Annotated in this window: 8 protein-coding genes; 4 read left to right on the top strand and 4 right to left on the bottom strand. The window is 65.2% G+C overall.

The features are described 5' to 3' along the window. From ACP7BP_RS17950 to ACP7BP_RS17935, 4 genes are all read left to right on the top strand, one after another. Complete coding sequence (locus ACP7BP_RS17950) at positions 1 to 1,407, top strand: ImmA/IrrE family metallo-endopeptidase (RefSeq protein ID WP_426246562.1); 1,407 nt, start codon at positions 1 to 3, stop codon at positions 1,405 to 1,407. Positions 1,408 to 1,572: 165 nt separating this feature from the next. Further along, a complete protein-coding gene (locus tag ACP7BP_RS17945; protein WP_426246560.1) occupies positions 1,573 to 2,118 on the top strand; it encodes a C1 family peptidase in 546 nt (181 codons plus the stop codon). 26 nt (positions 2,119 to 2,144) lie between these two features. Further along, positions 2,145 to 3,032 carry a MazG nucleotide pyrophosphohydrolase domain-containing protein gene (locus ACP7BP_RS17940; protein ID WP_426246559.1) on the top strand — a complete coding sequence of 296 codons (888 nt, stop codon included), beginning with the start codon at positions 2,145 to 2,147 and terminating at the stop codon, positions 3,030 to 3,032. A gap of 19 nt (positions 3,033 to 3,051) precedes the next feature. Further along, a complete protein-coding gene (locus tag ACP7BP_RS17935) occupies positions 3,052 to 3,681 on the top strand; it encodes a dTMP kinase (RefSeq protein ID WP_426246557.1) in 630 nt (209 codons plus the stop codon). On the opposite strand, the gene ACP7BP_RS17930 is transcribed toward ACP7BP_RS17935, so the two are convergent. The 4 genes from ACP7BP_RS17930 to ACP7BP_RS17915 all read right to left on the bottom strand — a co-directional run bounded on the left by ACP7BP_RS17930 (position 3,678) and on the right by ACP7BP_RS17915 (position 13,031). Next, positions 3,678 to 4,673, bottom strand: coding sequence for a nucleotide kinase domain-containing protein (locus ACP7BP_RS17930; protein ID WP_426246555.1), 996 nt, complete (start codon positions 4,671 to 4,673; stop codon positions 3,678 to 3,680). The genes ACP7BP_RS17935 and ACP7BP_RS17930 overlap by 4 nt on opposite strands. A gap of 257 nt (positions 4,674 to 4,930) precedes the next feature. After that, positions 4,931 to 5,128 (bottom strand): helix-turn-helix domain-containing protein, encoded by a 198-nt coding sequence (locus tag ACP7BP_RS17925; RefSeq protein ID WP_426246553.1) that lies wholly within the window; start codon positions 5,126 to 5,128, stop codon positions 4,931 to 4,933. A 431-nt stretch (positions 5,129 to 5,559) separates the two neighbouring features. Beyond that, positions 5,560 to 8,247, bottom strand: a complete 2,688-nt coding sequence (gene mobF, locus ACP7BP_RS17920) for a MobF family relaxase (protein WP_426246551.1) — start codon at positions 8,245 to 8,247, stop codon at positions 5,560 to 5,562. 344 nt (positions 8,248 to 8,591) lie between these two features. After that, positions 8,592 to 13,031: a protein NO VEIN domain-containing protein gene (locus ACP7BP_RS17915; protein WP_426246550.1), complete on the bottom strand. Its 4,440-nt coding sequence runs from the start codon at positions 13,029 to 13,031 to the stop codon at positions 8,592 to 8,594. Positions 13,032 to 13,442: the final 411 nt, after the last annotated feature.

Genomic DNA, 13,442 nt, shown 5'->3' with positions numbered 1-13,442 from the left:
ATGGTCTCTATCCAAGCGCGCCGTCACGCGCTCCAAGAAGCAGATGCGTTACTGCGCGAGTACGACGTCCCCCAGGACGCGCCCATCGATGTGCTCGCCCTCATCGAGCAACTCGGCCTCGAACTCGTCTTCAACAACCTGAAGACGATTCTCGGCGCTCTGGTTCCCCACGGCGATGGCGGCATCATGCTAAGCACGCAGCGCGGTGCCGCCGTCCAGCGCTACACCGCCGCCCACGAGATTGGACACTGGATCCTGGATCACGAAGCAGCGTTCGACACCGAAGCGGATCTCTATTACCCCACGCACGATCGCGAGCAGCTCGCCCAGGTCTTTGCCGGCCAGCTGCTGATGCCCCCGCCCCTGGTCTATGCCACAGCCGGCCGATACGGCGTCACGGCCTCGGCCACCGCCACCGGCCCACTGGTCTATTTAATGGCCCGCGACATGGGTGCCAGCTACGAGGCCGTCGTGCGCCAACTGGACAACCTCGACATGATCAACCGCAACAAGCGCGACGAGCTGCTCTCAATCCAGCCAGCCGCAATCAAGAGCCAGCTCGCCCTGGGACACAGACCCGCCGGCAACGTCGACGTCTGGCCAGTTGACGTGCGCTCCTCCGGGGGCGCAATCACCGTCACCGAAGGCGACGAGGTCGTCATCATGCTTCCCGAGAACCGCACCACCGGCTACCAGTGGCTCACCGAGGATGATCTTCAGGCACGAGCCGCTCGACGCATCCAACCCGAGCCGCCGATCGATCCGACCGCCCAGATCGGGGACCGGGAAACCGACTGGGTACCTGCAACCGGCCACAGCGCCAAGTCTCGCCGGGATGTCGACCGGGCACTGCTCGCCCTCCCCGGCAACACCGGCGCGACCCGCATCCTGGGAATCCGCGAGCCCAGACGCGAAGCCGCTGACAACATCACCATGGGGCAGGAGGAAGTCGAAGCCCTTCTGCATGTTCCCGAGCTGCGCACTGTGGAGGACACCTACCGCGCTTCGTGGACCTCGGTGCGACCGTCGGAACGCCGGGCGCTGCGCAGATCCATCGCGCGCGGCGAGTCGCTCTCGGTGGCGATGGACACCCCTGTTGAGCGGGCACGCGGTGTCGTGCAGCCCGCAGCACCGTCAGCAGTCGATCTGCTGGTCGGCGGAACAGGAACCCGCGTCATCGCACTGCGCTCGGCCGGAGAAGGACTCGACACCTACCGCCTCGTGTACAGCTCCGCATACGACCCCGCCGCAACGGCGGCGGAGACCTACCAAATCGACGTCACCATCGCACCGTCGCCTTCCGCTGCCCAACGCAAACACCACCTCAGCGTCGCGAATCAGGCGGGCTCCGACGGTGACGAACCAGGCGACGCCGAGCACATCGACCACGACGGCCCGAGGGAGTAGTCGGTGAGTAACTCCACTTCGCCTACGCCCGCCGGCGTACCTCGCCCGGACGTCGATCTCCGCGCCCGCATCTCCAGCCCACTGATGAGCCAAGGGCCGAGACCGCTTTGTGTGCCGCTTTCGCTCAGCCTGGCACACGATGCACTTGTCGGCTCAGACCCGACCGTGGACACGGCGAAGGCGCCGGAGGCGATCTGGTGGCACTGCGCCCAGCGCGGCCAAACCCACCCCGATGGCATGGACCTCCACGACGCCTGCCAGGCACTCGCTGAGTCGGGCCAGCCGCCGCTGGGCCAGTGGCCGTGGAACCCGAATCTGGGGTATGGGACCGAAGACCCGCCCACCGCGGCCGGGGCGCCTCCCTGGCAGCGGGCGCGAGGACTCATTTTCGAACCGGCCCACGACGGAGTCGAAGATCGGATAGAGGACACCCTCGCCGCGGGATACCCACTCGTCTTGGTAGTCGAGATCACCCAGGAGCTCCAGAACCCGGCTCCTGACGGCTCTATCGACGTGCCCGACATCCGGAGCCCCCCCGGCGACTATCACGCCGTTCTGGTCATCGGCGCCACCACCGACCCCATCAAGGGGAGACGTTTGCTGATCCGCAACAGCTGGTCCGAAGCCTGGGGCGCGGCAGGCTACGGCTGGCTCCCCTTGGGCTATCTCGTCGCCAACGCCGTCCAGGCCGCCGTAGTCATTAACCGCTGACTCCGACACAAGAGACAGGAACATTTATGGACATCGGTGAATACCAGCGCCGGTCTGCTGCCAGCGACGTATTGCCCAACGATGACCTCACCCTGACCCTGCTCGGGCTCGCCGGCGAGGTCGGCCACCTCTCAGCCGAGTACAAGAAGCAGCAACGAGACGCCGTTGGCTACCGCGCCTTCCGTGACGAAGTCCGCGAAGAACTCGGCGACCTTTTCTGGTACGCCGCAGCCCTCGCACGACGTTGCAACCTCGACTTAAGTGAGGTCCTCTCGGACAATCTTCACAAGACTGAGCTGCGATTCAACCGCCCCGCCCACGCGCCGCCGCATCGCCTCTTCGACGAACAGCGCCCTATCGACGAGCAGTTCGCCCGCCAACTCGACATCACCTTCACCGAGACGGCCGATACCGACCGCGGTCCGCGCCCGGTCCCCGTGGTGCGCATATACAGGGGCACCGACTCGGTCGGCGACCCACTAGATGACAACCGTGACGACAACGACGACTACCGCTACCACGATGCACTCCACTTGGGACATATGGCCGTCCTCGGCTGGTCCCCAACCCTTCGTGGCCTGCTCGGTGTGAAGCGCAAGGGCGACCGCGACACCGACCGCATCCAGGACGGAGGCCGTTCAGCCGCCCTGGAGGAGGGCCTAACCGCCTACGTCTTCTCCGTCGCCACCGACCACAGTCTGTTCGCCACCAGCGACCGCGTCCCCGCCGACCTCATCAAAGCCTGCCAACGCATGACCAGTCACCTGGAAGTGTCCGAACGAAGCGGGGCGGACTGGGAGTACGCAATCCTCGCCGGCTACCGAGCATTCCGCGCGCTGCGCGACCACCGCGGCGGCATCCTTCATGCCGACCTCGAAGCTCGCACCCTCACCTTCACGCCCCCAAGCAGCTAACCGTGAGGAGCCCACGGCCATGTCCCCAAACACGCCCTCGAGCCCGTCGACGAGCGCCCTGACCCTCACTGCCGGCAGCGTGATTGTGTTCGAGGGCCTCGACAAGGCCGGTAAGTCCACCCAACTGGAGCGGATGAGGCAGGCCATCGACCCCGCCGGCGCAACGTTCGCACACATGCCATCCGGCTTCAGCGGGTTCACCGCCGCGGTATACGCGGTACTGGAGAACAAGGACACGACACCGTCGCATTCGCTGGCACGACAGCTGGCCCACCTCGCCTGTCACGTTGAATCCATTCCTACCCTCGTTGAGAAGGCCAGGAGTGGGGCGCTGGTACTCGACCGCTGGTGGTGGTCAACGCTGTCCTACGGCTGGTATGGCAGAGATGAAAGCGCCTTCGGCATACAAGAGCTCACCTTTCGCGCCCTCATCGAGGAGATTTGGGCACCGCTTCGGGCGGACGCCATCTTTCTCTTTCTTCACGCCTACGAGTCCGACCCAAATAACGTCGACGGTGTCGCCCGGGGGTACCAGGCGATTGCCGACGAAAGCCTCACGACCGTGGTTCGCGTCCCTGCGATGGCGGAAGACGACACCCACGAGTTCCTGACGGCCGAACTCAAGCGGCTCGGCCTCGCCCACGGCTAACCAACCGCTGCAACGGATGCTTCTGTTTCTGACGGATCGAGTCCCCATTTCGGTGGAAAGAAAGGAACGGCCGGCCGCCCGAAAGGCGCGAACTGCTGCTTGATCCGCGTCCGGTTGCCGATCCCACGACGATCCGGATGCATCACACGGGCGTACTTGTCAGTCTCGCAAAACAGGTTTTGGCAATCGATGAGTTTCAACGGACGACCGAACAGATCTTTGAAATTGACCCCGTAGAAGTCCAGCTGATCCTCTTGAGTCTCGACCATCATGCGAATCAGACCAGCTGGATCCATGTCTCGCGCGTTTGGGAAGCACTTGGCTAGCCCGCTGAGCGCGCCCGGCCCCGCTACGACGAAGTCGTTCTCGTCGAAGTCGATCAGGGGGGAGTAGTTCAAGTCAATCGTCAACTGGAAGCCAAGGAACGGCCCCAGAGACGGGAAAGAGATCAGTCGGGAGAACACCGCCCGCAGAGAAGGAGCCGTTGCGAGGTCATTCTCCAAACTGCTGCTCATCATGTGCTCGATCAGCCGGAGATGATTGCGGTGCTTGCGTACTTCGCCGAACGGCGGGGGTGGCACGATGTAGGCAGCTGAGTACACCCGTTCGCAGCGAGCGAGCCGATCGTCGAGGATGCGCGAGTACCCCTCGACGTCGAAGTCGTCAGCCGAGATTTCCCCGCGTGCATTCTCCAGCGCAGCCCACGTCTCGGGTTTGTTGAAGAACCTGAACAACAGCATGCGGAACAACACATCGCGTGGCTCCTGTGGTCCGCTATAGATTACCCGAATCAGGTCCTGTGAAACCCGATCGGCCGCACGGTAGGCATTCGTGAACCGGTACTTAGAGACGACCGGATCCTCAGTCCACGGGGCGGGTTCACCGTCTAGTCGCGCGTGATAGACCCGCTGGCGTTCGGCCGCGAGGGTCCAGTAACTGTGCAGAACCTCGCTGCCCGCGACTCGCCGTCCACCAAGGATTCCTGTCCACACGATGTCATCTTCTCTCAGACCTACTCCTGCGAACGCTTCGACAGGCCGGACTCGTCGCGGCATCGCTGGGCAACCTAGAGGTGGACCAACACCTGCCGCCTCCGATCGAACTCCTCTGAGCAGGCTTCAGTCTCTTATCGACAGTTCAGGGGCGCTACGTTCGACCAGGATCGCGCCGGACGCACCGAGGAGCGCGCACTCGTTGGACACATCTGCGTGCGCTGAAAGATCAGTTTGCAGCAGCCTCGCCGCGCTCTTCACCACCGTGCCGACGGGATGCGGCGCAGTGCGGCCTCGAGTTCGTCAACGCGGATGCGAATGGCGCGGCGTCCGCACTGGTAGGCCGGGATGGTGCCGTCGCTGATCCGTCGCCGGATTGTGCGGGTGGATAACGACATCATGTCGGCCGCCTCTTCGAGGCTGACGTAGACGGGGAGTTGTTGCTTCCTAGCCATGGGTGCGCTCCGGTGCTTGGACCTTCGGCGTCTGGCTGACAGGAGCACCCGGGGCTGACCGGAGGAAGCGTCGTGCTTCTGCGACGCTGATGTAGAGCCGGCCGCATCCGTCGAGTCGGGTCCAGCGCGGCCCAACGCCGCGTCGGCGCCAGTCTCGAACGGTGCGTTGTGGGATACGGATGAGGGTGCAGAACTCTTCGAAGGTGAGGAGTCCGTGGTCCTGCCAATCGGTGGGGATCTCGATCGGTTCCATGCGATCGCTTCCTGTCGTGTCGGGTCGACGGTCTGGTCGGAGAAGCAGCAGCCCAGGCTGCGGATCGGACACCGTTGGGTTCTCTTGTTCGTCGGTGACGTCGCCAGTGGCCCGTTGAACACCTATGTCCTCTGACGGCATGGGAGCGGTCAGAGGTGGCTGACGAAGTGGTCGTTGGTCAGCGGCCGATGCCCTGCGACGGCGACCTCGTGATTGGGACTGGGTGGTCGCGCGTGCGCTGCTGGGCCCGGTGGAGCGCGGCGGCTTGTAGTGCAGGGGAGTGCCTGGGGCTTTGAGGTCCGTAGCGGTCGATGGCTTCCTCGGCGATCACCGCGGCCTGTTTGGGGCCGAGGTCGGCGCCGTCGCGACTGAATACGTCGATCCACTGCGTGCGGGCGGCCTCGACGGTTTCGGCGACCAAGTGGGCGGTGTTGCTGCTCCGGCCACGGGTCATGCCGACGTAGGCCGCGGCGGCGCCGGTGGTCTCGCCGACGAGCAGGTGACAGGTGGAGACGGTCTCTCCTTGGGCGCCGTGGACGGTGGTGGCATAGGCGAGTTCCACGTGCTTGCGCGCGTACGGCGCAGGCAGGACGCGGCTTCCTGGGCGGCCGCGCACGTGCAGAGTTCCGTCGTCATCGATCCCGGTGACGGTCCAGCAGTCGCGGTTGGCTACGCCGAGGTCCCGGTCGTTGCGGCGGGTGGCGATTCGATCGCCGATCCCGAGCTGCTCGCCGGCAGTGGTGGTGAGCAAGTTGACCTCTGTTGTTTGGGCCATGGTGAGCCGGTGATCCCGGTGTGCGGCGTTGATGCCTCGGACCTGGTCGCGGGTGTCGGCGACGATCAGTCCGTCGGTGGTGGTAAGCGCGGTGGTGAGCGCCGCGACGCGCTCGACCTCCGAGTGGTGGATGGCGATCTCCCCTCGTCGGAGGAGTACGTCGAACACTTCACCGCTGCGCTCACCGGTGCGCATGAGCAGGCTCAGGTCGGCGTACTCACGATCGGTGAAGCGGTGGACGGTTTCCAGCGTGAGACGGGCTTCGGGGTGTGCCCATCGGGCGGCGTGATCGAGTACGCCGCCGCGGCCGACCGGGGGCAGCTGGTGTCGGTCACCTACGAACGCGACGCGTGCTCCGGCATGGTCGGCGATGGTGAGCAGGGCGCGAGCGACGTCTTGGTCGAGCATGCCGGCCTCGTCCACGAGCAGGACGTCGCCGGGCAAGAGCCTGGCCCGAGCGCCCGGCTGTGTCTGGACGCGGGACCAGTCGCCGTCGTCGTTCCATCGGAAGCCGTGCTGGTGGATCAGCCAGGCTGCCGAGTAGGCATCGGTGCCGATCTGTTGTCCGGCGACCCGGGCCGCCTTCAAGGTAGGGGTGACGACGACCAGCCTCCGGCTCTGCATTTCCAACACGTCACGTGCCGTTGCGAGTGTGGTCGTCTTTCCCGCGCCGGCGGCGCCTTCGATGACCAACAGGCGGTGGGTTCCGGCTAACGCCGCGACCACCTCGCGTTGGGCTGGGTCGAGGTCGCGTCCGGCGACCACGTGGCCAAGTTGGTCGGAAGCGCCGCGGTGGTCTGACCGCGCGACGAGGCGGGTGGTGAGGTCGGCTTCCACGTCCAGCACGCGCCTGGAGGTGAGCGCTCGGACGTGTTCGGGAACGTCGTTGCGGTCGAGCAAGTGCTGGCACTCGGCGACGGTCCGAGCCGTCAGGTCTTCGGCGAGCTGGCACCGCACCACGGTCGGGTCGACGATGTCGAGGGAGACGACGATCCGTTCGACCTCGCCGCGGATGTCGGCGGCGTTCCAACTCGACCTCCGTGCACCCAAGCGGGACAGCGCCAAGGCAGCTACCGCGTCTCGGTTCACTCTGCCGGTGGCGGTCCCGAGTTGCTCGAGACTTGGCGGCCGGGCCGGGGGAGTGAAGCCCAGCTCCTGAAGCTCCTCGACCCACCGTCGCCGAAGCTCGGTGCCGTCTTCAGGCACGACCTTGTCGGGACGGGCTGCAGACCAGGCCCGGCGGTCCCACGCACGCCGTAGTGCTGGCCCAGGCTCCTGCCCGGGGTGCTCGGTGCGCCACTCGGCGTCGTACCGGTCGATGTTGCGGGTGATCTGGGCCGCGCGTGCGCTGAAGCTGGCGGCGTAGGGCGCGAGCTGGGTGACCTCGCCGGTGTCGGGGTCGAGGGTGTACCCGTGTGCCGCGAGCGCCTCTCGGAATTCGGGGTCGCAAGCCACGGCAGCGTGCCCGATCCCATTGATGGCCCCGATGCTGTCGACGACGCCCGCCGAGTGCAGGCCTCGCCACGAGCCGGCGGCTAAGACCCTGGCGTTGATCTGCAGATGGAGGTGCCGGTGCGGGTCCCCGGCGCGGGAGGTGTAGTGCCGCACGACCGCTGCCTCGAGCTGCTCGACGGGCACCTGCACCTGCCGCCCGCGCGGCCCGATCCGGGTGGTGCCGTGCTGGGCGAGCCAATCGATAGTCTCGACCGCCGCTCGGTCCTGCGCGGCGTCGTACGCCACGGCTATCTCCGGGTGCAAGGTCGCGGCGAGCGACCAAGTCTTCGGACCGTTCACCACGACCTCGACGAACCGCACCCCGCGGTCGTCGGTTCGGAGCCGCCCCTTCGCAGCGCCGGTTTCGATGTGGTAGCCGGCGACCCAACGTTCGTAGGCGTCTCCGTCCAGCGTCCCCCCGTCCTGAACTGCGGAGACGCCGCGTCCCCCTTCCACTGTGGGAGTGGTGGCGACGTACCTGGTCGCAACGCCGGTGCCTTCGGCGAGGTAGTAGTCGTCGACGCGGGAGCCGTCGGCCTCAACGTATGAGCGCGCCGCGGAGGCGGAGCCGCGGTAGAACTTGACCCCTCCGTGCACGCCTCGTCACCGCCCGTCAGCCGTCGTCAACTAGCCTTGAAATGACGCTCGGCCCGCCCAGGTGGGCGAGCCGATCTACAGACCTTCGTAGCATGCGTGCCGCTCAGTTTGGAAGGCTTCTAAGGCGCGGGGGACGCGCGATATCCGGAGCCGTCACTCGTCGTCAGCCTGAACCGGCAAGCGCACGAGGAGTGGGGCACTAATGGAGGTTGAACAGCGCCGGGGTATTCAATAGCCGGGCTGTCGAATCGCGCGGAGGACCCCGTGGATGTCTCGCATTGCACCGCGCCGTCCGTCACGACCTTGTCTGCGCAGAGCCCGGCTAAGTGCGACGCCGGTGCTTCTCAATCCGCCGGAGTGTTGCCTGGCCCGCTCCATCCGAGCAGGCGCCTGGTGTTGCTGGTCAGAGGCTTCCCCGAGGCGTCGCGTTCAAGGTCGGGTTCGCGCAGCGCTTGCCACCCCGGGTCGAAACCGAACTTTGTGGCGTTGGCCGCGGGATTCTGAATCCGGTGGATGACCGCGGCGTCATCGTCCTCGGCGTGCTCCACGACGTACAGCCAGTAGTCGTCTCCAGATACTCTGTTGTCTTCAAGCTGGGTCGCGGACATCCACACGCCGAATCCAGTCCATGCGCCGCCGATCGACTTGACTTCGATGCGCCGAACCACCTCGCCCTCGTCATCCCTTGAGAGCACGTCGAAGCCTGGGTTGTTGTGAGCCTGCTCTTCCGGAACGCGACCACAGGACAGTTCGTAGATAAGGACCCGGGCGACCCCAGCCTCATCGACGGCGGACCGTTCGGGTGCCTCGTCGCCGGCTTGGTTGAGCTCACGTTCGTCCTCGTCGAATGAGACGAACGACGCCATGTGCGCTCGCCGTTGCCCGGTGCCGGATCGTGTTCGCGCTTTGGACTTGGTGCCGTCCGGTTTCCCTGATGCGGTGTCGTGCTCTAGCGTTCGGTCACTTTCGTCCGCCGGGTCCGGGATCTCGTCGAACTCAGCATCACTTTCGCGGGTTTGCGTGTCAGCCGGATTCGCTTCTGATTCGTCGGTCCAGCGCTCCGAGTCATCAACGTCCATCTCGACAGCAGACTGGCTCTCGACGGGCTGCCACGTCGTCGCATCGAGGTCGCGCACACCATAGTCGTCCAGCGCACTCATGGCATCCGCGAGACTCGGCGCGGCCAAGACCTCAGTGATTGACGGAGCCAAGGAGCTGGCGTCGAGATCTGGAGCAATACAGAGAGCGATTTCCCGGGCCACGTGTCGACTCGGCTTGTCTTCACGCACGATCAGGCGGTGATCCTCGGCGAAGTAGATGGCTTCGGTGGGTCGCGGGGGATCAACGTGATGCTGATGGGCAAACCTGGTGACGTACTCAACCGCAAGCTCAGGCATGAGGTCGATGCGTAGGCCCGCAAGCCGGTCGAGGTCTATGTCGCTTCCGTCGGTCCGTTGAGCTTCGACGAGGCGCTCCAACGCGGACACCCGATCTCGGATCCTCGACGGCAGGTCCACTGCTTCGCCGTAGCTGAGTGCGGAGTCCACATGAGATGTGATGACCTCCTCGGCTGCACGGACACCCGCAGCCGCGAGCGCGCGGTGGGTCGTCTTGTCTCGACGGACAAGGTTGTCTCTGATGAGCCGGATTCCCTCTGCGAGGCGCCGGCCGTCAGCGAACAGGAGCATCGTGGGCATCTCGAGAATGTCCCGCGGGCCGACTGCGCACTTGATGGCACCGAGACGCGCCAATTCTGCGCCCGCGGAACCGACGACCTCATCTAGAAGTTCCCAGCAACGGTGGACGACGCGCTTGACCTCGTCACCCAGGCGGTCGTTGCTGGCACCTCGGCTGATGCCTCGCAGCGTCTGCTCGATCTGATCTGGCGATGGCGCTTCGTTCACCCGTACGCGGTCATAAAACGCTTGATACTCACGGCTCGTCGGAGACAGCACCTGCGCCCATGAGCCGAACCCCGGATCTGACCAGAACACTTTGGTCGGTTCGACGAACTCGCCTTGGGCAACCTGAATGCACGGGACGTTACGCAGGGCAGCGACGAGGTACTCCTCCTTCGCCTGCCCAAGCGCTCTGTATACCTCGGGGTTCATGGTGAGCCCAAGCTCGGCGCAATGACGAAGGTGAGCGACGACCATGGCCGTTGTCGGTGTGCTTTGGACGCCCAGCCAGTCGAGGACCTTCGTGAGGCGCTGCTGGTCCTCTCTGGCAACAGCCAGCTTCTTGCCCTGGGACTCGAACAGGTACCGCTGGAAGATGGCGAAGACCTCATCAGGGCGACCGCGAACGCCGCCTTCGCACGGAAGCCAGGCTGAAGCGCGAAGTTGGTTCAGGGTGGTTGGCGGGTTTTCGGACTCTGGTGGATTTGGCAAGGCATTGAGGACAGCGAGCGCAACATCGACGTTGGGCTGTGCGGCCTCCTCGCCGAGGCGTCGAGCAGCCTCGTTCAGTACGGCGTGACTGGGTTGGTCAGCGACGCCAAGCCAGGTAAGAGCGCTCCGCAGGTGGTCCCCTAGGAGCGCTGTGTCGGCGATGGGTGTGTCCGGGGCGATCAGGCTCAGCGCTCGGTTGGGAAGGTGCACGTCCGGTCCGACCCGCATGACGCCGTCAGTGCAGGGCACGAGCGGGGTTCGACGGAGAAGATCCCGTGCGCCTTGCGCCTCAAGTTCCGGGCGGTGCCTGTGGACGATCTCTAGGACGCCCGCAGCCAACGCCGTGGTCAGATCGCCATCGGCTGCGAACGGCGCGACGTGCCTGGTCATGTACTCCGACGCGTCGAGTTCCTTGGCACCGAGAAGACGTAGCAAGTCGGTGTGTCCGGCGATCCTGTCTTGATCCACCAGATCGGCGACCCCGAGAACATCATCAAAGTCGGACGGGAGCGACAGGTCGTTGAGCGGTCGAAGCTCGCCTGACGCACTCGGGAAGATCGACAGGGCACAAACACGTGCTCGCAAGTCCTCGCTGACGAGGGCAGCACGGTGGTTTGCCAGCCACTCCAAAACGAGGTCGGGACCAACCGAGAGTGCCTCTGAGTCGGCCTCAAAGATTTCGATCGCGCGGCTCGGGGTGATGTCGTCGCATAGTTCGACCAGGGCGGGGCAGAGTGCCGCGAGCCGGGGCTCGTCGAGGATCTTGAGTTCGGGATCTAGCAGCTCGAACAGTGCACGGTCGTCGCCATGGAGCCTTGAGACCGAGTCTGCGACCGCGAACGAGCCATCGATACAGGGCACGATGGCCACCTCGCCAGCTCCTGCGTCAACCAGGATCGACTTTCCTCGATCTTGGAGGTTGTCCAGCAAGCGGAGGACGACCTCGACGTCGTTCGCGGTGAAGTCGGTTGTGTCGGTGGGTGTCCAGGCTTCGACAAGATCCGCATCCTGGAGGGCATCAACGACGTGGGCGGCGCTGAGCAGACGGATCCCGTACTCCGTGTACGTGATCCGCTGAATCAGCGGTCGGAGTCCGCGATCGATGACCCAAAGGCCGAGCTTCGTTAGTGCGTCTGCGGCGTCGTACTCAACCTCCTTGAGCGGCACGACGGTGCCCCCGGGAACAACCGACGTACCGTCGGCGAGTAGGGCGATCTTTGCCCGCGGGACCGACGCCTTCGCCTGCTCGAAGAAGGCGTTGAACGCCTCGGGGAACTGGCCAGTCTTCTGGATCGCTCGATTGACAAGCTCCGCGTCGACGACGTACGCCCACGCCACTCGGTGCCCGAGCGCACTTGCGATCGTCTCCAACTGCTCGGCCGTGATGCGGGCAGCGGTAGCGATCAGCAGGTCGTTCCAACGCCCCCGAAAACCTGCCCCGTCGAACTCGATGCCCTTCCGGTCCTGGCGCGGGAAGAACGTCCCATTGATGTGCCCACTCCAACCGCTCGGCGTCTCGGTTGGTAGATCCGCGTAGATCCGACCAATGACCTCGCCATCCATAGGCACCGCCACCTGGACGAGATCCGATCGCGAGCGGCCCTGGTCGAACCGTTCCTTGAGTTCGTCCGAGCCCGCTGCGTTGTCGGCCAGAAGGAGCCACTCGCTTCGGCTACCGTCTGTCGACAGAACGACGCGATTTCCATCAGTAGCGCGCGTGACGATGGTGGGAACACCGGCGACGACCACATCTAGGCGCTCGACGTGTTCAAGAAACACGAGTGCGGGGCCGGCAGCCGCGACCATCTCGTCTGTTAGCTTCGAAATCTCGTCGTCGCCGAGCGCGGACGCACCGAGCTCGGTCCGCAGCGCCGTCTGCTGCCGCGCCCACGGAAGGTAGAAGGTCGTTCCGGCTGTCGCGTGGTCACGCCCACATGCCCGGTAACAGATTTCGATACGGTCGTCCTCGGCACGGGACTCATCGAGGACCAAGTGACTGCCGCCGGTCACCAGCTCTGGGTGGTCGGTGACCTGGTAGACCGCAGTGAAGCCCACGCCGAACGCACCGGTCGTGGCATCGTCGCCTGCCTTGTGCCGGCCGGCGACTTGCCTGAACGAGTGAAGGTCGCAGCTGCGCCGTCCGTCCCTGACCTTCCATGGACATTGCCGAAGCTCCTGGCGCCCGCAATCGGTGAAGACGGCTGAGTTCCACACTGCTAGTTCGCGATCGGTGGCGGTGAAGCGAACCTGACTCGCTCGGGCGTCGTTCGCGTTCTGTGTCAACTCGTGCAGCAGTGTTCCGCCACCGCCGAGGTCTTTGAGCACGTTCGCGAGATTGCCGAGGTGATCAGACGACCTGGAGAGGCTGGTCAAGCCTTCGAGTCCATTGGTCATCCGAGTCGTCCTCATTCCCTCGGGGCAAGGCTAGTGGGACCAGGCGCGGACCGCAGGCGAATCTGCCTCGCTCGGTTCTGTCGGTAGTGCCGTGCATTGTGTGGTGTGTCCACTCTCGGGACCGCGTCAATGAGGGAGTCCGGACCGTGGCATCACACACTCGTCGTCATCTCGCACGGTGCCCGGGCTGCGAAAAGCGCCGGTTCCGCGACCAGACCGAGGCTGTGGAGGCACTCCACCACGCTGTGGCGGCACTCCACCACGCTGTGGCGGCCCGCCGGTTGGCCATCGGGGAACACACCGAGACCCGCAGGCAAGAGTGTCGCGCCTACCCATGCCAAGCCTGCCAGGGCTGGCACCTGACGTCATCGGAGACCGCGGGCTATCGGTCGCTTGCCCCATCGATCTGAC

Source organism: Nocardioides sp. LHG3406-4 (assembly GCF_049897745.1).
Classification (GTDB): domain Bacteria; phylum Actinomycetota; class Actinomycetes; order Propionibacteriales; family Nocardioidaceae; genus Nocardioides.
This window is presented reverse-complemented; position numbering and strand designations above follow the sequence as displayed.